The sequence below is a fragment of the Chloracidobacterium sp. D genome (assembly GCF_018304685.1).
GTDB classification, from domain to species: domain Bacteria; phylum Acidobacteriota; class Blastocatellia; order Chloracidobacteriales; family Chloracidobacteriaceae; genus Chloracidobacterium; species Chloracidobacterium thermophilum.
The window spans coordinates 1,286,893-1,304,431 of the sequence record NZ_CP072634.1; the positions used below are offsets into that span (position 1 = coordinate 1,286,893).

General features: G+C 61.7%; 23 protein-coding genes. 17 read left to right on the forward strand and 6 right to left on the reverse strand.

Annotated features, from left to right (window positions below; translation table 11 throughout):
* Positions 1-2: 2 nt before the first annotated feature.
* The 6 genes from J8C01_RS05375 to J8C01_RS05400 all read left to right on the forward strand — a co-directional run bounded on the left by J8C01_RS05375 (position 3) and on the right by J8C01_RS05400 (position 2,088).
* Positions 3-221, forward strand: a complete 219-nt coding sequence (locus J8C01_RS05375) for a hypothetical protein (protein WP_014099598.1) — start codon at positions 3-5, stop codon at positions 219-221.
* A 1-nt stretch (position 222) separates the two neighbouring features.
* A complete protein-coding gene (locus J8C01_RS05380) occupies positions 223-474 on the forward strand; it encodes a hypothetical protein (RefSeq protein ID WP_014099599.1) in 252 nt (83 codons plus the stop codon).
* A 133-nt stretch (positions 475-607) separates the two neighbouring features.
* Positions 608-781 carry a hypothetical protein gene (locus tag J8C01_RS05385; RefSeq protein WP_014099600.1) on the forward strand — a complete coding sequence of 58 codons (174 nt, stop codon included), beginning with the start codon at positions 608-610 and terminating at the stop codon, positions 779-781.
* A gap of 52 nt (positions 782-833) precedes the next feature.
* Entirely contained in the window at positions 834-1,028 is a 195-nt protein-coding gene (locus J8C01_RS05390) for a hypothetical protein (protein ID WP_014099601.1), read from the forward strand.
* Between the two features lie 81 nt (positions 1,029-1,109).
* Positions 1,110-1,745, forward strand: a complete 636-nt coding sequence (locus tag J8C01_RS05395; RefSeq protein ID WP_014099602.1) for an alpha/beta hydrolase — start codon at positions 1,110-1,112, stop codon at positions 1,743-1,745.
* Between the two features lie 40 nt (positions 1,746-1,785).
* Entirely contained in the window at positions 1,786-2,088 is a 303-nt protein-coding gene (locus J8C01_RS05400; RefSeq protein WP_211432640.1) for a hypothetical protein, read from the forward strand.
* A 124-nt stretch (positions 2,089-2,212) separates the two neighbouring features.
* Here J8C01_RS05400 and J8C01_RS05405 read toward each other — a convergent pair whose 3' ends face one another.
* Positions 2,213-3,265: an SH3 domain-containing protein gene (locus J8C01_RS05405; RefSeq protein ID WP_148263957.1), complete on the reverse strand. Its 1,053-nt coding sequence runs from the start codon at positions 3,263-3,265 to the stop codon at positions 2,213-2,215.
* A gap of 155 nt (positions 3,266-3,420) precedes the next feature.
* Between J8C01_RS05405 and J8C01_RS05410 the strand changes: the two genes are divergently transcribed.
* The gene (locus J8C01_RS05410) at positions 3,421-4,581 is read left to right on the forward strand and encodes a D-alanine--D-alanine ligase family protein (RefSeq protein WP_211432641.1); all 1,161 of its coding nucleotides are present in this window, start codon (positions 3,421-3,423) and stop codon (positions 4,579-4,581) included.
* Positions 4,520-5,680 (forward strand): VWA domain-containing protein, encoded by a 1,161-nt coding sequence (locus tag J8C01_RS05415; protein ID WP_081464720.1) that lies wholly within the window; start codon positions 4,520-4,522, stop codon positions 5,678-5,680. The genes J8C01_RS05410 and J8C01_RS05415 overlap by 62 nt, the downstream gene beginning before the upstream one ends.
* A gap of 63 nt (positions 5,681-5,743) precedes the next feature.
* Here J8C01_RS05415 and lpxA read toward each other — a convergent pair whose 3' ends face one another.
* Genes lpxA through J8C01_RS05430 form a run of 3 tightly spaced genes read right to left on the reverse strand, consistent with a single transcriptional unit; the run spans position 5,744 to position 8,799 of the window.
* Positions 5,744-6,517, reverse strand: coding sequence for an acyl-ACP--UDP-N-acetylglucosamine O-acyltransferase (gene lpxA / locus J8C01_RS05420; protein ID WP_014099607.1), 774 nt, complete (start codon positions 6,515-6,517; stop codon positions 5,744-5,746).
* A 3-nt stretch (positions 6,518-6,520) separates the two neighbouring features.
* Positions 6,521-7,528: an alpha/beta fold hydrolase gene (locus J8C01_RS05425; protein WP_211432642.1), complete on the reverse strand. Its 1,008-nt coding sequence runs from the start codon at positions 7,526-7,528 to the stop codon at positions 6,521-6,523.
* 17 nt (positions 7,529-7,545) lie between these two features.
* The gene (locus J8C01_RS05430) at positions 7,546-8,799 is read right to left on the reverse strand and encodes a vWA domain-containing protein (RefSeq protein WP_211432643.1); all 1,254 of its coding nucleotides are present in this window, start codon (positions 8,797-8,799) and stop codon (positions 7,546-7,548) included.
* 266 nt (positions 8,800-9,065) lie between these two features.
* Here J8C01_RS05430 and J8C01_RS05435 point away from each other — a divergent pair, with 266 nt between their 5' ends.
* Genes J8C01_RS05435 through J8C01_RS05475 form a run of 9 tightly spaced genes read left to right on the forward strand, consistent with a single transcriptional unit; the run spans position 9,066 to position 15,991 of the window.
* A complete protein-coding gene (locus tag J8C01_RS05435) occupies positions 9,066-9,461 on the forward strand; it encodes an NADH-quinone oxidoreductase subunit A (protein WP_211432644.1) in 396 nt (131 codons plus the stop codon).
* A 27-nt stretch (positions 9,462-9,488) separates the two neighbouring features.
* Positions 9,489-10,022: an NADH-quinone oxidoreductase subunit B gene (locus J8C01_RS05440; protein ID WP_211432645.1), complete on the forward strand. Its 534-nt coding sequence runs from the start codon at positions 9,489-9,491 to the stop codon at positions 10,020-10,022.
* On the forward strand, positions 10,019-10,537 hold the full coding sequence (locus tag J8C01_RS05445) for an NADH-quinone oxidoreductase subunit C (protein ID WP_211432646.1): 519 nt from the start codon (positions 10,019-10,021) through the stop codon (positions 10,535-10,537). Before J8C01_RS05440 ends, J8C01_RS05445 begins: the two co-directional genes overlap by 4 nt.
* A 48-nt stretch (positions 10,538-10,585) precedes the next feature.
* The gene (gene nuoD, locus J8C01_RS05450) at positions 10,586-11,845 is read left to right on the forward strand and encodes an NADH dehydrogenase (quinone) subunit D (protein ID WP_211432647.1); all 1,260 of its coding nucleotides are present in this window, start codon (positions 10,586-10,588) and stop codon (positions 11,843-11,845) included.
* A gap of 7 nt (positions 11,846-11,852) precedes the next feature.
* On the forward strand, positions 11,853-12,338 hold the full coding sequence (nuoE, locus tag J8C01_RS05455; protein ID WP_211432648.1) for an NADH-quinone oxidoreductase subunit NuoE: 486 nt from the start codon (positions 11,853-11,855) through the stop codon (positions 12,336-12,338).
* A complete protein-coding gene (gene thiD / locus J8C01_RS05460) occupies positions 12,335-13,132 on the forward strand; it encodes a bifunctional hydroxymethylpyrimidine kinase/phosphomethylpyrimidine kinase (RefSeq protein ID WP_211432649.1) in 798 nt (265 codons plus the stop codon). Before nuoE ends, thiD begins: the two co-directional genes overlap by 4 nt.
* On the forward strand, positions 13,125-13,952 hold the full coding sequence (gene pgeF, locus J8C01_RS05465) for a peptidoglycan editing factor PgeF (RefSeq protein WP_014099616.1): 828 nt from the start codon (positions 13,125-13,127) through the stop codon (positions 13,950-13,952). The genes thiD and pgeF overlap by 8 nt, the downstream gene beginning before the upstream one ends.
* A gap of 27 nt (positions 13,953-13,979) precedes the next feature.
* Entirely contained in the window at positions 13,980-15,152 is a 1,173-nt protein-coding gene (locus J8C01_RS05470) for a glycosyltransferase (RefSeq protein WP_211432650.1), read from the forward strand.
* A 14-nt stretch (positions 15,153-15,166) separates the two neighbouring features.
* Positions 15,167-15,991, forward strand: coding sequence for an FkbM family methyltransferase (locus tag J8C01_RS05475; protein ID WP_211432651.1), 825 nt, complete (start codon positions 15,167-15,169; stop codon positions 15,989-15,991).
* Between the two features lie 12 nt (positions 15,992-16,003).
* Here the strand turns inward: J8C01_RS05475 and fabZ are convergent, their stop codons facing one another.
* Both fabZ and lpxD read right to left on the reverse strand, forming a co-directional pair.
* Entirely contained in the window at positions 16,004-16,462 is a 459-nt protein-coding gene (gene fabZ, locus J8C01_RS05480) for a 3-hydroxyacyl-ACP dehydratase FabZ (protein ID WP_014099619.1), read from the reverse strand.
* A 6-nt stretch (positions 16,463-16,468) separates the two neighbouring features.
* Positions 16,469-17,539: a UDP-3-O-(3-hydroxymyristoyl)glucosamine N-acyltransferase gene (gene lpxD / locus J8C01_RS05485; protein ID WP_249355489.1), complete on the reverse strand. Its 1,071-nt coding sequence runs from the start codon at positions 17,537-17,539 to the stop codon at positions 16,469-16,471.

Genomic DNA, 17,539 nt, shown 5'->3' on the forward strand with positions numbered 1-17,539 from the left:
ACATGCAACTTCATATCTGGTTCGTTGGAAGCGCCGAACCAATCGAGGTTCGCATGGATACAGAAGTTGAAAATGTGGACGCGCTTGGTATCCTGCTGTCGCAGGCGCGGTGGTTGGCTGTGGATGGAGGACGGCTCATTAATCTGGCCAATGTCCGTATGATTCGCCTTCTGCAAAGCGGTGAGAGTGTGACATCTTCGGTTGCCCGGATGGAGATATGACATGCTGTTTGGCAAGAAACCCAAAAAATCCGCGACGTTGCTTGAGTACGGCACGGTGACAGGCGAGGTGACAGGTGCCAACGAGCTACGCACACCAGAGGGCAAGGTGTATCGGTTGTTCGAGAATCCCATCCATCTCAAGGATACCGAACCCCGCCCGCTGGATGTTTCAGCGCGTTTGGGAACCACCATCAAGGTCGCCGGCAGTGTCGGTTCCGACACGATTTACGAAGCCAAACTCGTTACGTCCTGAAACTGAAGCGCCGGCGGCGCGATCGCCGGCCGTGGGCGCATTTCTACAAGCCTGACGTCCCCTGAAAATCTGTCTGAAGCGGGTCTGGCTGCGCGCCGGCTGACGCCGGGCAGGGTATGAACGGTGAGTTGTGATGCCGGTGATTGAGTTTGTCATCTACGTCATCGCCTATGTTGCGGTTGGCTTTCTGTTCGTGCGCTTCGGGTTGCGCACGTCCGAGGGGCCGCTCACCACAGCCCAGGCGTTGAAAATTGCCCTGCCGGTCGGAGTGGCCATGGCTATCGCGACGATGTATTTCAGCGGCTGAGTCCGTGATTGATTCGGCATGCCCGATGGCATGCCATTGTCGGGAGGAACTTATGGGGCAGTATGTACGTGAGCCATACGAAGGCTATCTGGGAGGCGCTTTCCACAACTACGCAGAGAGTTTTGCCGACCTGATTTCCAGTCTGGTCGAGGCGCTGGGGGCCCTGCTCAAGACGCTGGCAGAAGGCGCGATTGCTTTGATTTCGACGCTGATGCAGCCCCAGCCGGCAGCGGGTCCAAGCGCCTAGATGAGGACCCAGTGCGGTTACGGCCCACACCACTGCTGCCGGTGGGGTGTTCCGTAACGCAGACTGGCCGCCGGTGGCTTGATGACCTTTCTGCTTGATGGCCCGGCGGGTCCACTGGAGGCGCTGTACACACGCGCCCCCAACCCGCGGGGGTGGGCGGCTTTGGTTTGCCATCCGCATCCGGTTTTTGGCGGGACGATGCACAACCGTGTGGTGTATCGCACCGCCAAAGCTTTTTTGGCCGGCGGCGCTCACGTCCTGCGGTTCAACTTCCGGGGCGTGGGTGCCAGTCGCGGTGGCTATGATGGCGGCATCGGTGAACAGGCCGATGCTGCTGCCGCGCTGGCCTTCCTGCAAGCACAGCATCCGCAGGAGGTACTCGTCGTGGCTGGCTTTTCTTTTGGCTCGTGGGTCGGATTTCAGGCGGCGCTCCGCTGTCCCCAGGTCAGGGGACTGCTGGGCGTCGGCGTGCCGACCTTTCGGTTTGACTTTTCATTCCTGCACAGGGTCACGCTCCCGAAGTGGATTATTCAGGGAGATGCCGACGAATTTGGCCCGGCGGCGGACGTTGAAGCCCTGCTTGCGCGCTGTCAGGAACCGAAAGGGCGAACCTTCATCCCACGCGCCAATCATTTCTTCGATGAGCATCAGACAGAACTTGCCGACGCGCTTGCCGCCGCCGTAGCCTGGTTACAGCGGCAGTCCCTTCCGGCCTAGCCAAAGCCCCCCTGCGAGAATGCCCTGCGAGGTTCACGCCATGCCGATGCCAGATGCCCCAGAGGTTCTGACGCCAGCCGCCGATGCAACCGGTGCCGTTACGGAGGACGCTGCTTCCGCCGCCGCCCCGGCGCAGGAGGCAGCGGATGCAACCCGGGAAGAGGAAAGCTTCAAGCAGCTCATCCGTGACTTTGTTCTGGGCAACAACCAGAACCCCGACGACATGCCCGGACTGCGGTTTTATGTCGTCTTTGCCGGGATGCTGGCCCTGGCGCTCGGCGGCGTGGCCGTGGTAGCGCTTCTGCTGGGGCTGGTCCAGTGGGTGCGCTCATTTTTTCATTAAACTTTCAGGCTTCTGAGCCTGGCATAGGCTGACCGAAGGGCCGAGGCGCGCGCGTTGTTGTCTGTTCCCAACCCGGGAGGAACCTGCGAAAGGCCTGGCCGGGAAAAACTTTGACACGAAAAACCTAGCGTTTCCCCTTACGGGATGGCGGTGTCGGTGCCGGAAGTTTGCCTTTTCTGACCGTCCAGACGTTGTTGACCAAGGCAGCCGTATATTCAGCCTGGGTCGGATTGCCGTTCTTGTCGAGCAGCGTCACCATGAATCTGGCTTCGGTGTCGCTGTCGTTCTGATAGGCCACGGGATACATCCCGCGCACCGGAAGCTCGTAGTAAGCACAGGTGTAGTTGCCGGACTTGGCATCCAGGCGCACAACGTAGATGCGGTCGAAATCGGCCACCGGGTCGTTGCTGAAAATCTGCTTGTCGAGAATGAAGTAGTTTCGGAGCGCCGCGCCATTTTTATCGAGCGTGACTCCGAAGGGGATCGCCCCCACCATGCGTCGTCCGCCCCCGATGATACCGGCAACGGCCGGTGGTTCGATGAGTTCGACCGAGCCGCCGTAAAGCCAGCCAATCCGGTAAATGGACGCTTCCGGGAAGCGGACGAGGTACCAGGAGTCATACTTGACATCCGCTTCATCCGCGCCGGGTTTTTCTGTCTCGTCCGTGACGGCTATCCGCCGCTCGACCCGTTGCCGCTTGAGGATGTCAAACTCCGTGCCGCTTTTGAGTACCGTAATCACGTCGGCATCCCGGCGGGGCTGGACGCGCAGGCGGGTTTCACGCTTGAGGCGGCCACCAATCTGTGGCTGGACATGGGCATATTCCTGATCGAGCGCCAGACAGGCATCAAGCAGTCTGCGGTAAACCACATGACGCGCCTCGACCCAACCAACTTTGGATTCCCCTTCTTTCTGCACCTTCAGCCATTCAATGCCGTTGACCTCGGCCTGGTGGTAAATCGCCAGCCTGTCGCCTTTCTGGAGTTGCCCGACTTTCGAGTTGACCAGCGCCGTTGAGTTGAACATCTCAGCACGCTCGGAAATCACCACGCCGTCGTCGAGCTTGCTTCTGCCGGTCGCGGTTTTAAAGCAGGCAGGCTGTCCGGCAAAAACCAGCAGGGACACCAGAGCCAGGAACGTGTGACCAGGATGCCAAGACAGGGAGCGAAGGGGCATGTGAAGTTCGGTGAGTGCCGAAGAATCAGGTGCAATCGCGCTTTCAGTTCAAATCCCAAGTGAAATGCCGGGAGCAAAACGCTATCCTAGCCGCCTTGCTGACGCAACTCCCGGCCGGCCGCGTGCGTCTTCACTGCTGGACTGGGGTTTGAACGATGTTCAGCGCGGAAACCCTGTCGAAGGAGTCATTTGTGAACAAGCAGCTTGCGGTGGGAGTCGTCTTTGGCGGCCGGTCGGGCGAGCACGAGATATCGCTGCGGTCGGCCGCCACCATCCTGTCAGCGCTCGACCCGGAGAAGTACCACGTCATACCGATTGGGATTACCCGGTCCGGGGTGTGGGTGGCCGGTCCGGCAGCAACCGAAATGCTGTCCCCGGGCGGTGCGTCGCCCGGCCAGGTGGGCGGCCAAGTGGGCGGCATCGAATCACCGTCACCGGCCAGAATACTGGCTTCGCTGTCCAGTGTGCTTGGGGAACTCGATGTGGTGATTCCCGTTTTGCATGGAACCTATGGCGAGGATGGCACGATTCAGGGGTTGTTCGAAATGCTGGACATCCCGTACGTCGGATGCGGGGTGCTGGCCTCGGCTGCGGGCATGGATAAAATCGTGATGAAGCAGTTGTTCCGCCAGGCCGGGCTGCCCGTCGTCGAATTCCGCTGGTTTACAAGCCATGCCTGGACCACAGAGGGCGATGCCTTGCAGTCGGACATCCTTCGGCAGCTCGGTCTGCCGGTGTTCGTCAAACCGGCCAACCTGGGTTCTTCGGTGGGCATTACGCGCGTGGACGACCCGGCCGATTTTGCCGCCGCTGTTGCCCTGGCGGCGCAGTATGACCGGCGTATCATTGTCGAAAAAGGCTATGACGTACGCGAAATCGAAGTCAGCGTGCTGGGTAACGACCAGCCGGAAGCCAGTGTGCCGGGAGAGATTATCAGTGGCGCGGCATTTTATGATTATGCCGACAAATACTCGCCCGACAGTCAATCGCAGTTGGTCATCCCGGCGCCGCTTGCGCCGGAGCAGATTGAAGATGTGCGCCGTCTGGCCGTCCGCGCCTTCCAGGCCATTGATGGCGCCGGGCTGGCGCGGGTGGATTTTTTCCTGCTCCGCCAGACGAATACGCTGATGGTCAACGAAATCAACACGATGCCGGGCTTTACCCGCATCAGCATGTATCCCAAGCTGTGGGAAGCCAGCGGGTGGTCCCTGCCGGCCGTACTGGATCGGTTGATCGAGCTGGCCTTTGCCCGCCATGCTGAAAAATCCCGGCTGGCGCGTGGGCTACCCTTGGGAACCGGCGCTGGCCAGTCCTGACCCGACGGGAGGCAACCAATGGTGTTCGGGTGAACGGATTGGTGCTGAGGGAGATGGGGAATCAGTTATGAGGTACTTCAGAAAGTTTTGGCAGCAGGTTCGTTCGGGATGGCTGGTTGGTGTGCTGTGTGGCGTGGTTGTGCTGGGACAGCCCCTTCCGGCGCGGTATGCCCAGCAGGCGCCGCGAACCCCGAATCGTCCCGGTGCGACGCCCCAAGAGAGGGACCCCGGAGAGGATGTCATTCGCATCACCAACGTGACCGTCCCGGTGATTGTGACCGACCAGGACGACCGCTTCATCAGCAAGCTGACCAAGGATGACTTTGAAATCTACGAAAACAAGAAAAAGCAGAAGATTGAGTCCTTCGAGGACAAAACCGACCTGCCCCTGTTCGTTGCCGTGCTGATGGACACCAGCGCCAGCATCAAGCCCAAGCTGAAGTTTCAGAAGGAAGCCACCATTTCCTTCCTTCAGACCATCATCCGGCGGCGCAAGGACCAGGCGCTCTTTGTGACCTTTGATTCGACCGTTCAGTTGCGGCAGGACTTCACCGATGACACCAACCTTTTGGCCAAAGCCATCATGGAGGTCAAAGCCAGTGGCGACACGGCGCTGTATGACGCGGTGTACCGGGTGTGCGAGGAAAAAATGTACAACGTGCCCACACCCCGGAAGATCATCATCGTCATTACGGACGGCGCCGATACCGCCAGCGAACACACGCTGGAGGAAGCCATCGAAATTGCCCAGCGTTATGAGGTGCTCATCTTTGGCATCAGCACGCGCAACGCTGGCTTTTTCGGCACCGGCGCCGGCATGGTGGCCGGTGAGGATGACGAGGCGCTGCGTAAACTGTGCACGCGAACCGGTGGCGACGTAGCCTTCCCTCAGAAGGTCATTGACCTCGAACGCGCCTTCCAGCGCATTGATCAGGCGGCCCGACGGTACTATCTGCTGTCATACGAACCACAGGACCCGGACACGCCCGGCTACCGGAAAATTGAAGTGCGGGTGGTGACGCGCAAGAACGTCAAGGTCAAGGCACGCGACGGCTACATGGTGCGGCGGCGGGCAGGCAGCGCTGGCTCATCGCTCTGAAACCGGCTCTGGAACCGTCTCCATCCGGCTGTGGCAGGCAGCCCAAGGCTGCGGACACGCTTTTCATTTGATGACGCCACGCTGTGAACTGGCGATGAAATCCAGCAGCAGGCGAATGCGCGGATGGTCGCCAAGTTTTTCCGTGATGGCGGCAACGGCCTGCGAGGTGTTGAGCTTTGAGTTGAGCAGCAGGCGGAAAGCCTGCTCGATGGCGCGCAGATCGGCATCTGGAAAACCGGCGCGCCGCAGCCCGATGCTGTTCGGTCCATAGCACCGGGCATGGTTGCCGACGCTCCGGGCATAGGGCAGGGCATCCTTGACCACGACGGAATAGGCTCCGATGAAGGCGTAGGCTCCGACGCGGCAGAACTGGTGGACCCCGACATACGCACCAAGGATGGCATGGTCGTGAACTTCGACGTGTCCGGCCAGAGAGGCTCCGTTGGCCATGATGATGTGGTTGCCCACGATGCAGTCGTGCGCCACATGGCACTGCGCCATGAGCAGGTTGTCGTTGCCAATGCGCGTCACGCCGCCGCCAGCGCCGGTCCCCCGGTGCAGTGTGGCAAACTCGCGGATGATGTTGCGTTCGCCGATGATGAGTTCTGTCCGCTCGCCGGCGTATTTCAGGTCTTGTGGGTCCTGACCGACTGAAACGAAAGGGAACAGGCGGGTGCCGCGTCCGATGCGGGTGGGGCCTTCAATGACACAGTGCGCGCCGACGCTGACTTCGTCTTCGAGGACGACATCCGCGCCGATGATGGCATAGGGGCCGATGGAAACCTGTTCGCCGAGGCGGGTCTGGGGGTTGATGATGGCTGTGGGATGAATGGGCATAGCCTATGGAATCAACGTGTATTCATTCTGGGGCGGCGAAGCCGCGCTCAAAAACCGCTCAGCTTCGCGCAAAAAGGCTTCCGGGCGCTCAATGGGGGGCATGTGGCCGCAACGGTCAATGACCACGAAACTGGCCGTCGGCAGTCCGCCTTTGAGCTTTTCGCCCGAATGCAGCGGCAGAAGGGCGTCCTGCCTGCCCCAGATGATGAGCGTTGGGGACGTAATCCGGTTCAGGCGCGGTTCGAGCGCATCGTCGCCAGTCAGCATCGCGGCCAGCGCCCGGTCAATCACCCAGGTCTGGCGACGCGCCTGCGCCTGGAAGTCCCGAACCACAGGCGCGGGAAGCTGTGGCGGCTGGAAAAACAGCACCTTGAGGAAGTTTGTGAAATCTTCCGGGGTGGTGCCCGGGTCAAGCAGGGCGCGGTCCGGGGGCGGCTCAAAGCGAACTCCGGCACTGTCCACCAGGATGAGCCGCGCCACCCGTTCCGGTGTCGTGCTGGCTGTGTAGGCTGCAATCCAGCCGCCCATGGACAGCCCGCACAGGTGCGCCTGCCGGACGCCAACCCGGTCAAGGAATTTCACCACCGTTGCGGACTGCTCCCGAATGGCGTAGCTGGCGTTGGCGGGCTTGTCCGAGCGTCCGAATCCCGGCAGATCAATGGCATAGACGTGAAAGCGGCGTGACAGCGGCACGATGACCTGTCCCCAGTCGGCATCCGAACTGCCACCCAGACCGTGAATGAGCACGAGCGGCTCACCGGCACCGCCTTCCTTGTAGTGCAGGCGAACGCCATCAATGACGACCTCCCGCGCGGCAATGCCCGCCCACCACAGTCGCCACTGGTCATACCAGTTGATGACCGTGAGCGGACGCTGATAGGCCAGCGTCCCGGCGCAACCCAGGGCAACTGTCGCCAGAAGCAGAATGGCCAGAATACGAATGAACCAGCGCGATGACCGCCAGGGGAGGGAAGGCCGGGCGTGTGCAGAACGGGAAGACTGATGCGGCATAGGCCGATGCCGGAGGTTCAGCGTACTTTCCTCTGCTTGCGCCGCAGGAAGTCCATCATGACGTACTCACCCAACGTCATGACGGTCGTAAAGTATGCCTTGCCCTGCGCAATGCTCGTCACGCGCTTGATGAAATTCACCAGGTAGGGGTCATCGGCCAGCATGAAGGTGTTGATGGCAATGTTGCTGCGCCGGCATTGGGCGACCTCCCGGTAGGTGGCTTCCATAATCATCGGGTCAAGCCCCATGGAGTTTTTGTAAATCCGTCCGTCCTCCAAGGTCAGCGCCGAGGGTTTGCCATCGGTAATCATGATGATCTGCCGCATATCCACGCGCTGGGCCAGCAGCAGGCGGCGCGCGAGCCTGAGTCCCTCGGCCGTGTTCGTGTGGTAGGGCCCGACGGTAAGCTGCGACAGCCTGCCGAGCGGCACTTCCTCGGCTGAGTCGTGGAAGAGCACCAGCTTGAGGGTGTCGCCGGGATACTGCGTGCGGATGAGATGCGTCAGCGCCAAAGCCACGCGCTTGGCCGGGGTGAAGCGGTCTTCGCCGTACAGGATCATGCTGTGACTGCAATCCAGCATGAGCACCGTGGCGCACGAGCTGGTGTACTCCGACTGGTGAATCATCAGGTCGCTGTATTCCACTTCAAGCGGAACCCCCAACCCATGGCGCTGAATGGCCGACAGCAGCGTGGCGTTGACATCCAGATTGAGCGTGTCGCCGAACTCGTACGGCTTGCTGGATTGAAACGCCTCAATGCCGGTGGAAAGGTGCTGTGTGTCGTGCCGCCCGGCGTAGCTTCGGCCAAGCGAGCCGAGCAGTTGGCTGAGCGCCTTGTAGCCGAGAAAGTCCATACCCTTCTCGGTCAGCGCAAACTTGATGCGCGCGCCCTCGTCCTTTTCGATGCGTCCCTGTCCGGGGCGCGGCGTCGGCGTCCCGCGCTCATCCGGGGTGGCGCGCAGGTAGCCCTCTTTGAGCAACCGCTGGATGAGCGCATCCACCAGCTCATCGAGCTTGTTTTCATCCAGCGCGCCGGAGGCATCCTGAAGGGCCTTCATGTCCGTCTCGTCAAGCAGTTCCCCGGAGCGAATGAGCTGCCGGATGGCTTCCCGCAGGGCCTCCAGTGATTGGTCCGGGTCCTGAATGCGGCGCGACCAGCCGCCTTGGGAAAAGCCGCTCTGCAGGAAGAAGTCGGACAGCTTTTCGAGCAGTTGTTCAAGGTTGAACTGGTCCAGGTCGAGACCATCCCATTTTCCGTAGCGCGTAATCATGGCGGCGCATCCTCAAAAGTCTGGTAGGCTTGGCAGGTGACCACGCGGCGGTGGCCACAGGTTGCGGGAGGGCGGCAGACGTGTGCCGAAACGCTAACCGACGCACGCCAAAGACGCAACCACGCCTGCCTTGCTTGACCTGGTGAAACCGGCTTTCTACCATCGTTTTCGTGCGTGGCGTTACATAACTGATGCAGGCGGTACGCCCCGATGCAGGTCTCTCACCCCCCGGCTGCCTGTGCTCCCGCCCGCTGGAGAACCACACGATGTCGAATGAACTCCAGAACTACATTCCGCTGCTGATGGTGTTTGGACTGGCGTCTTTCGTGGCGACGATGATTCTGAACACCTCGCGGCTGCTGGGTCCCAAAATCAGAACCCGTGAAAAACTCATGCCCTACGAGTGTGGCAACGACCCGGTGGGCAGCGCGCGGGAACGCTTCTCGGTCAAGTTTTATCTGGTGTGCCTGCTGTTCATCCTGTTCGACATCGAAGCCATTGTGCTGATTCCCTGGGCGGTGGTGTACAAGGCGCTGGCTGATGAACTCGGCAACAAGCTGTTCGTCTATGGCGAAATGATGCAAATGATGCTGTTTGTGGCGACGCTGTTCATCGGCTACATCTACGTGTGGAAGAAGGGTGTTTTCGACTGGAGCAAGTAGCCTTCAGTCGTCTGAAGGAGAAGGGCCATGGGACTCGAAACGACGATTGGCGCCGCCCTGCCGGAAATCCTGACGGCGCGCCTCGAAGACCTCATCAACTGGTCGCGCAAGTCATCGCTGTGGCCGGCTACGTTTGGCCTGGCCTGCTGCGCCATCGAGATGATGAATGCCACTTCGGCCCGTAACGACATGGCGCGGTTTGGTTCGGAGGTGTTCCGCGCCAGTCCGCGTCAGGCCGATGTCATGATTGTGGCCGGGCGGGTCTCCCGCAAAATGGCCCCGGTGCTGCGCCGCATCTACGACCAGATGCCGGACCCGAAGTGGGTCATTTCGATGGGGGCCTGCGCCACGGCCGGCGGGATTTTCAACAACTACGCCATCGTGCAGGGCGTGCATCAGGTCGTGCCGGTGGATGTCTATGTGCCGGGCTGTCCGCCGCGCCCGGAGACCCTGATCTATGCCCTGATGAAGCTCCAGGAAAAGATCATGGCCGAGCGGTTGACCGACCGCCGCGACCGCAACCTGCTGCCGGAAGAACTCCCCAAAGGAGCTGCGGCATGAGCGAACCAAAGGCTGCGACCGTGGATGCAACGGGCGATGACCTGGCGCTGATCAAGGGTGCAACGGATACGCTGGCCCAGTTGCGTCAGCGTTTTCAGACAGCCATCGAGCAGGTCATCGTCCAGCACGGCGAAGTGACGGTGTATGTCTCCCGCGCCGCTATCGTGGAGGTGGCGCGTTACCTGCGTGACGAGCCGAAGCTGTTGTTCAACCTGCTTTCTGACCTGTGTGGTGTGGACCGGGGGCTTGAAGCCGACCCGCGCTTTGAGGTGGTCTATCACCTGTTTTCCATCCCACACGGCTATCGCCTGCGCCTGAAAGTGCGTGTCCCGGAACATGACTGTGAAGTACCCACGCTGGTCGGCATCTATCCGACGGCCGAGTGGCACGAACGGGAAACCTTTGACCTGATGGGCATCCGCTTCACCAACCATCCTGATCTGCGCAAGATTCTGACCCCCGACGATCTGGAAGGCCACCCACTACGAAAGGACTTTCCGCTCCAGGGTTACTGATCCGGTGTGCTGCCGCATTGCCGGGCCCGGACGGAGCCAGCCTGTGCCATGTCATCCCTTCGCCATTCCAACGTCATTGAACTCGACTACGCCCCGCAGCAGAAGATTCGGGAACTGCTGCGCGAGCAGTCGGCGCTCGACAACGCCATTACGGTGAGCATGGGGCCGCAGCACCCTTCAACCCACGGTGTGCTGCGGCTGGAACTCATCCTGGACGGCGAAACCGTCATCAGCGCCAAACCGGACATCGGCTATCTCCACACCGGCATGGAGAAGCAGATGGAAACGAAGAAGTACCAGCAGAACATCGTCATCACCGACCGGATGGATTACCTCAATCCGATGGGCAACAACCTGGGCTACGTGATGACGGTCGAAAAGCTGCTGGGGCTGACCCACGACATTCCGCCGCGCGCACAAACCCTGCGGGTACTGCTGACCGAACTGCAACGGATTGCTTCCCATCTGGTCTGGCTTGGGACGCACGCGCTCGACCTGGGCGCGATGTCGCTGTTTTTCTACTGTTTCCGCGAGCGTGAAAAGATTCTCAACATCTACGAAGCCGTCTGCGGCGGGCGCATGACGGTCAGCTACTTCCGCGTCGGCGGCCTGCCCTACGATGTGCCGCCGAATTTCAACCGCCTGGTCCGGGACTTTCTGGACGAGTTCCCGGCGGCGCTGGCGGAGTACCACAAGCTGCTGACGAACAATCCGATTTTCCAGAAGCGAACCCGTGGCGTCGGCGTGCTGTCGGGTGAGGATGCCATTGCGCTGGGGGTGACGGGGCCGACGCTGCGCGGCTCCGGCGTGGCGCATGACGTGCGCCGGGCAGAACCCTACTGTGGCTATGAAACCTACGACTTTGACATTCCGGTGGAGCGGGAGGGCGACGTGTATGCCCGCTACCTCGTGCGCATGCGCGAAATGGAGGAAAGCTGGAAGATTTGTCGCCAGGCCCTCGACCGCCTCAAGCCGGGGCCGATCAAGGCGGACTCCCCGAAGATCGTCCTGCCTGACCGCGAGGAAATGAAGCACCAGATGGATGCCCTCATCCATCACTTTCTGCTGGCCGCTTATGGCTTCAGTGTGCCACCTGGCGAAGCCTACCACGCCATCGAAGGCTCCAAGGGCGAGCTTGGCTTCTACATCATCAGCGACGGGACGGAACGCCCCTTCCGGTGCCACGTGCGCGGCCCCTCTTTCGTGAACCTGCAAGCCATTCCGAAGATTTGCCAGGGTGCGTTACTGGCCGATGTCGTGGCCATCATCGGCAGTCTGGACATCGTGCTGGGCGAAATTGACCGGTAAAACGAGCATGCCAACAACCTTTGCTGACGTATTCACACCCGAACTTGAACGCCAGGCGGACGCCATCATTGCCCGCTACCCGCAGAAACGCTCGGCCATCCTGCCCCTGCTGCACCTGGTGCAGAATGCCTGCAACTACGTCCCGGAAGACGGCATGCGCTTCATTGCCAAAAAGCTTGGGCTGAACATGAACGACGTGTATGAAACGCTGACGTTCTATTCCATGCTGTTCACCGAGCCGATTGGCACGTACCACATCCAGCTCTGCCGGACGATCAGTTGCTACCTGTGCGGCGCGCCGCAGATTCGGGAACACCTTGAGAAGCGATTGGGCATCCGGCCGGGACAGAAAACCCCGGACGGGCGCTTCCGGTTGAGTGAAGTCGAATGTATCGGCGCGTGTTCGGCCGCGCCGGCCATGCAGATCAACTTCGACTTTCACGAGCATCTCACCCCTGAAAAGGTGGATGCCATTCTCGATGCCCTGCCATGACGGCTTCCACAACAACGGTCACACTTTCCATTGCCGGACTTGACCCGGCGGGCGGTGCCGGTCTGCTGGCCGATCTGAAAACGATGGCGGCCCATGGCGTGCACGGGGTGGGCGTCCTGACCGCCACAACGGCCCAGAACACCGTCGGCGTCAAAAGCTTTCATCCGCTGCCGCCGGAGGTCGTTCTGGCGCAACTGGATGCCCTGCATGAAGACCTGACCATAGCCGCCGCCAAAACCGGCATGCTGGCCACGGGTGACATCATTGATGCCCTGGCCGACTGGCTGGCCACAAACTGGCGTGCGCCGCTGGTCGTGGACCCGGTACTGGTGGCGAGCAGCGGGCATCTTCTGCTTGAACCCGACGCCATTGCCCGGCTGAAAGCCAAACTGCTGCCGCTGGCCACCGTGGTGACGCCCAACCTGCCGGAAGCGACGGAACTGGTCGGCTTTCCGGTCGAGACGGTCGAAGCCATGGGCGAAGCCGCGCGCGCCCTCCACGCGCTTGGCCCCCGGTGGGTTCTGGTCAAGGGCGGACATCTGCCCGGAGACGCCACGGACGTGCTGTTTGATGGCCGGGAATTCCACACCTTCTCCGGCAGCCGGATTGCAATGGAAACCCACGGTACAGGGTGCACCCTGTCGGCGGCGCTGGCGGCCCTGCTGGGCCGGGGGCTGTCCGTGGTCGAAGCCGTGACGCGGGCCAAAGCCTATGTCCGCGAGACCATGACGCGCGCCATGCGCGTTGGCCGGGGAAAGCCGCTGCTGGGCCACCTGCCCCTGAACCATGCCTGACCAAGCCTTTGTCTTTCGACGTTCTGGAGACGTGGCCGTTCTGGTCTGCCTGCCGCTCGAAGCCGCCGGTTTCCGGCATGGCTTCAGCACCCGGCCGGGCGGCGTGAGTCCGCTGCCGGCACAGGCGCTCAACCTGGGCTACTTTGCCGGTGACAGCCCGGAAAACGTCACGGAAAACCGACGCCGGTTTCTGGCGGTGCTCGGTGAAACCAAAGACCGTCTGCACACGCTCCGGCAGGTACACGGTGACACGGTGCAGCTTCTGGACACGGTTTCCGAAGCTACGGCGGAACCGATGGAAGGGGATGCCTGGATCGGACAGGAGCCGGGCCGGTGGGCGGCGGTGTACACGGCCGACTGCCAGGCCGTACTGCTGGGTTGTCCCCGGACAGGGGCCTTTGCCGCCGTTCATGCCGGGTGGCGTGGGACGTTGGCGCGGATTGTCGCAAAGACCGTTGTCCGGCTCAGGGAGACCTACGGCGTACGCCCGGAAGACCTGCACGTTGCACTGGGGCCGGCGGCAAGTGTTGCCCACTATGAAGTGGGCGAAGAAGTTGTCGAAGCCTTCCAGCAGGCCTTTCCTTCGGAAGCGGCGGCGTGGTTTCAGCGGCCGTCGCCCGGCGGAAAGCTGCATCTGGACATCCCGCAGGCCAACCGCTGGCAGTTGATGGAAGCCGGTGTCCGTCCTGACCGCATTCATGCTTCCGGCTGGTGCACGATGACGCGCCCGGATTTGTTTTTTTCCTACCGCCGCGAACGCCAGCGGGGGCCGGTGGGACGCCTCATTGCCACGATTGGGCGCGCCGGTTCGCCCGGATAATCCCGCGTGGTTTCCGGCAGAGACACCATGACGCACACCGGGCGGCAACTGCTCTACTTTCTTGAGGAAAGTCACGGCGGGGTGGCCGACTATGCCCACGAACAATGCCAGGCGCTGACCGCGCTGGGCGTCGAGGTGACGCTGCTGACGACGCCATGCTATCCGGTACGCTCCGGGGCGCAGTACATCCGCTGCCCGCGCCTGCTGGAGCCGCGCCCGGAACGTCCGATTGCCAACCGCTGGTGGCGCGGCGGGCGCTACGTCTGGATCAAGCTGGAAAACTATCGCCGTCTCGTGCAGACCATCCGCACCAGCGGCATCCGGCGCGTCATTATCGGGTCGTTTGGGGAATATCTGGCTCCCCTGTGGTCGCCTTCGCTGCGGCGGTTGCAGCGGGAAGGGGTTGTTTTCGGGGCTGTTGTTCACGATCCGGTGCGCGATTATGTCATCGGGCCGCGCTGGTGGCACCGGTGGTCGGTCGGGGATGCCTACGCCCATCTGCGGGAGGCGTTCGTCCACGAAGACATTACCCTTGACACCATGCGGCCAAACCCCGGCCTGCGGGTGACGGTCGTGCCGCATGGTATCTATCCGTATCCGCCGCCGACGGCCTCCCGTGAGTCTGTGCGCCGGGAGCTTGCGCTGCCGGACGACGCACCGGTGCTGCTGGCCTTTGGCAACATACGCGATGCCAAAAACCTGCACCTGGTCATCGAAAGTTTGCAGCATTGCCGCCGGGCGTACCTCGTTGTGGCCGGGCGGGTGCAGTCGGCGGGGCAGCGTCCCGTGGCGTTTTACCGCGAACTGGCCGAGCGGCTGGGCGTTGCTGACCGCTGCCGGTGGATGGAGCGGTACGTACCGGATGAAGAAGCTGCCAATCTCTTTGCGGCTGCGGATGTCGTCGTGCTGACCTACAGCCGGGCTTTTCGTTCTGCCAGCGGCGTGCTGGCGCTGGCGGCCAACTATCATGTGCCATGTCTGGCATCGGGCGGCGCGGGGCCACTCAGGACGCTGGTTCAGAAGTATGCGTTGGGGCGGTGGGTCGAACCGGATGATCTTCAGGCGCTTGTGACGGGTCTGGAAGACCTGTTACAACGCCCTCCACAACCGCACTGGTTGCGTTTTCGTGAGGAAAATTCCTGGCAGGTCAACGCGCAGCGCATCATTGGGCGCATGTTTGGCGACGGGGGAGATGGTTAGAGGAGGGCTTTCGCATGCGTTGGTGGCGCACAGCCCGCACGCTGTATTCGCTGTGGTCCTATGCCTGGTCCGGTGTGACCTGGCGGGACAAATGGTTGGTTTTTCTGCTGGTTGGGTTGATTTCGATGGGCGAGCACCGGGTGTGGGCGCGAAGCTGGTTTTTCAACCGAATCAATGCCTGCGCCCGTGAGGGACAGGTTCACCTGCGGCTGCGGATTGGCCGGCGCATCTGTACAGTAGCTATGCGCCAAGACAACCGCGAAGATTTTATTGTTGGTGGGGAAATCATCAAAGGGGCCTATGCGCCGCCGCCCTTCACGCCACGCCAGATCGTGGATGGCGGAGCCAACATCGGCCTGTTTGCCATCTATGCCAGCGCCCTTTTTCCCGAGGCCAAACTGGTCTGCTACGAGCCGGATGAAAAGAATCTGGCGCAGTTGCGCTACAACCTGACGATCAATGACATTGCCGCGGAGGTGCAGCCGGTGGGTCTATGGTCACGCGAAACCACGCTGTACTACCATCCCGTTGTTTCCTGCGGGGGGTACATTGACGAGACACCGCCGGGGATTCCGGTTCCCTGTGTCGTCCCCAGAATCGAGCCGGATTGCTGGCTGAAGCTCGACATCGAAAGCAGTGAATACGAGGTGCTGCCGCGCCTGCTGGCCGATGGGGCGTATCCGCGCTGGATTTCGATGGAACTGCACGCTTTTGCGCAGCGCGGGCAGGAGTTGCTCCGGCTTCTGGAAGCCCATGGCTACCACGTGCGCGGGGATGTGTCGCCGGAGCTGTGGTTGACCACGATTGAAGCGTGGCGGGAGCCATCCGACGGGCCGTGATGGGCCGTGAACTCAGCCGGTCGTCAGGCTGTCCCGATCCACGAGAACAGAGGTGATGATGGCCTCGGAAACGGCCTGCCCCTCGACGGTGATTTCGCCGCGCAAACGGGCAACCCGGCCCTTGAAGCGGAGCAGCGTCATGGTGATGTGCAGGGTGTCGCCAGGGACGACCGGGCGGCGGAACTTCACTTCGTCAATCCCGGCAAAGAGCAGCAGCTTTTTTTCCGGTTCGGCAATCTGGTTCAGCAGCAGCAGTCCGCCGGTCTGCGCCATGGCTTCGATTTGCAGCACGCCGGGCATGACGGGCATGCCGGGGAAGTGTCCCTGAAAAAACGGCTCGTTGATGGTGACGTTTTTGAGACCGACGATGCGCTGTCCGGGCGTCAGATCGATGATGCGGTCCACCAGCAGAAACGGGTAGCGGTGGGGGAGAAAAGCCTGGATTTGCGTTGTGCTCAGCAGGGTTTCCATAGGGTCTCAGTCTTCGCTTTCCGCTGGCTGGTGACTCAGCGCCGGCAAGAGGGTGTTCAGGCGCGTTTCGACGGCCGTCAGCCGGGCCTCGATGTCCGGCAGGCGGTAGGGCAGGCGGGCGGCGTAAATCCGCTCACGCTTCCACTCGCGGAGGGTCGTAATCGGCATGCCAGCGTAGGTTTCTCCAGGCGGAACGGACTTGGTGATGCCGGTTTTACCGGCAATTGTTGCGCCCTCTCCGATTTCGACCTGCGGATTGGCGCCAACCTGCCCGGCCATGGTCACGCGCCGTCCGACTTTGACGCCGCCGGAAAGACCGACCAGGGCCGCCAACAAACTGTCCTCTCCAATCGTGCAGTTGTGCGCGATATGCACGAGGTTGTCAATCTTGACGCCGCGCCCGATGCGCGTCTCACCCAGCGTGGCGCGGTCAATGGTTGAGTTCGCCCCGATTTCAACATCGTCTTCAATGACAACCGTGCCAACCTGGGGGATCTTGACGTGCGTGCCGTCGGCGTCGCGCGCGTAACCGTAGCCGTCAGCGCCAATAACAACCCCGGCGTGGAGGATGCAGCGGGCGCCAATCCGTACGCCGTCATAAATGGTCACATTGGGATAGATGGTCGTGTCGTCGCCGATGGTCACGTGGCGCCCGATGACGACACCGGGATGAATCGTGACCCGCGCCCCAAGCCGGGAGCCTTCCCCAATGACGACGTGCGGCCCAATCGTCGGGCTGTCACCGATGACGACATCCGCCGCCAGTGTGGCTTCAGGGGCAATTCCCAAGGCTTGGCGGGGCGGAACATGCAGCAGGGCAATGGCCCGCGCAAAGGCGACCTTGGGGTAGTCCGCCGGCAGAAGGTTGTACCGGGCAGCATCGGCTTCCGTCACCGTCTCGGCCGCAACAATGAAGGCGGCGGCCCGGGAGGTGGCCAGTCGGTCGCGGCGGGAACCGAGCGCCAGCGCCAGATGGGTGGGTGGGGCGGTTTCAAACTCGCCAACTCCCAGAATCAGAACCTGTGGATTGCCGAGACAGGAAAGCCCAAGGGCTGCGGCCAGTTCACCAAGCGTCAT

Excerpts from the sequence above, each read along its gene's own strand:
- J8C01_RS05430 (WP_211432643.1), bottom strand. The coding sequence starts at position 8,799 with ATGATTACGCGCTACGGAAAATGGGATGGTCTCGACCTGGACCAGTTC.
- J8C01_RS05435 (WP_211432644.1), top strand. The coding sequence starts at position 9,066 with ATGTCGAATGAACTCCAGAACTACATTCCGCTGCTGATGGTGTTTGGA.
- J8C01_RS05395 (WP_014099602.1), top strand. The coding sequence starts at position 1,110 with ATGACCTTTCTGCTTGATGGCCCGGCGGGTCCACTGGAGGCGCTGTAC.
- J8C01_RS05405 (WP_148263957.1), bottom strand. The coding sequence starts at position 3,265 with ATGCCCCTTCGCTCCCTGTCTTGGCATCCTGGTCACACGTTCCTGGCT.
- J8C01_RS05470 (WP_211432650.1), top strand. The coding sequence starts at position 13,980 with ATGACGCACACCGGGCGGCAACTGCTCTACTTTCTTGAGGAAAGTCAC.
- J8C01_RS05425 (WP_211432642.1), bottom strand. The coding sequence starts at position 7,528 with ATGCCGCATCAGTCTTCCCGTTCTGCACACGCCCGGCCTTCCCTCCCC.
- pgeF (WP_014099616.1), top strand. The coding sequence starts at position 13,125 with ATGCCTGACCAAGCCTTTGTCTTTCGACGTTCTGGAGACGTGGCCGTT.
- lpxA (WP_014099607.1), bottom strand. The coding sequence starts at position 6,517 with ATGCCCATTCATCCCACAGCCATCATCAACCCCCAGACCCGCCTCGGC.
- J8C01_RS05380 (WP_014099599.1), top strand. The coding sequence starts at position 223 with ATGCTGTTTGGCAAGAAACCCAAAAAATCCGCGACGTTGCTTGAGTAC.
- fabZ (WP_014099619.1), bottom strand. The coding sequence starts at position 16,462 with ATGGAAACCCTGCTGAGCACAACGCAAATCCAGGCTTTTCTCCCCCAC.
- J8C01_RS05410 (WP_211432641.1), top strand. The coding sequence starts at position 3,421 with ATGTTCAGCGCGGAAACCCTGTCGAAGGAGTCATTTGTGAACAAGCAG.
- J8C01_RS05445 (WP_211432646.1), top strand. The coding sequence starts at position 10,019 with ATGAGCGAACCAAAGGCTGCGACCGTGGATGCAACGGGCGATGACCTG.
- J8C01_RS05440 (WP_211432645.1), top strand. The coding sequence starts at position 9,489 with ATGGGACTCGAAACGACGATTGGCGCCGCCCTGCCGGAAATCCTGACG.
- thiD (WP_211432649.1), top strand. The coding sequence starts at position 12,335 with ATGACGGCTTCCACAACAACGGTCACACTTTCCATTGCCGGACTTGAC.
- J8C01_RS05415 (WP_081464720.1), top strand. The coding sequence starts at position 4,520 with ATGCTGAAAAATCCCGGCTGGCGCGTGGGCTACCCTTGGGAACCGGCG.
- nuoE (WP_211432648.1), top strand. The coding sequence starts at position 11,853 with ATGCCAACAACCTTTGCTGACGTATTCACACCCGAACTTGAACGCCAG.
- J8C01_RS05385 (WP_014099600.1), top strand. The coding sequence starts at position 608 with ATGCCGGTGATTGAGTTTGTCATCTACGTCATCGCCTATGTTGCGGTT.
- J8C01_RS05475 (WP_211432651.1), top strand. The coding sequence starts at position 15,167 with ATGCGTTGGTGGCGCACAGCCCGCACGCTGTATTCGCTGTGGTCCTAT.
- J8C01_RS05400 (WP_211432640.1), top strand. The coding sequence starts at position 1,786 with ATGCCGATGCCAGATGCCCCAGAGGTTCTGACGCCAGCCGCCGATGCA.
- J8C01_RS05390 (WP_014099601.1), top strand. The coding sequence starts at position 834 with ATGGGGCAGTATGTACGTGAGCCATACGAAGGCTATCTGGGAGGCGCT.
- J8C01_RS05375 (WP_014099598.1), top strand. The coding sequence starts at position 3 with ATGCAACTTCATATCTGGTTCGTTGGAAGCGCCGAACCAATCGAGGTT.
- lpxD (WP_249355489.1), bottom strand. The coding sequence starts at position 17,539 with ATGACGCTTGGTGAACTGGCCGCAGCCCTTGGGCTTTCCTGTCTCGGC.
- nuoD (WP_211432647.1), top strand. The coding sequence starts at position 10,586 with ATGTCATCCCTTCGCCATTCCAACGTCATTGAACTCGACTACGCCCCG.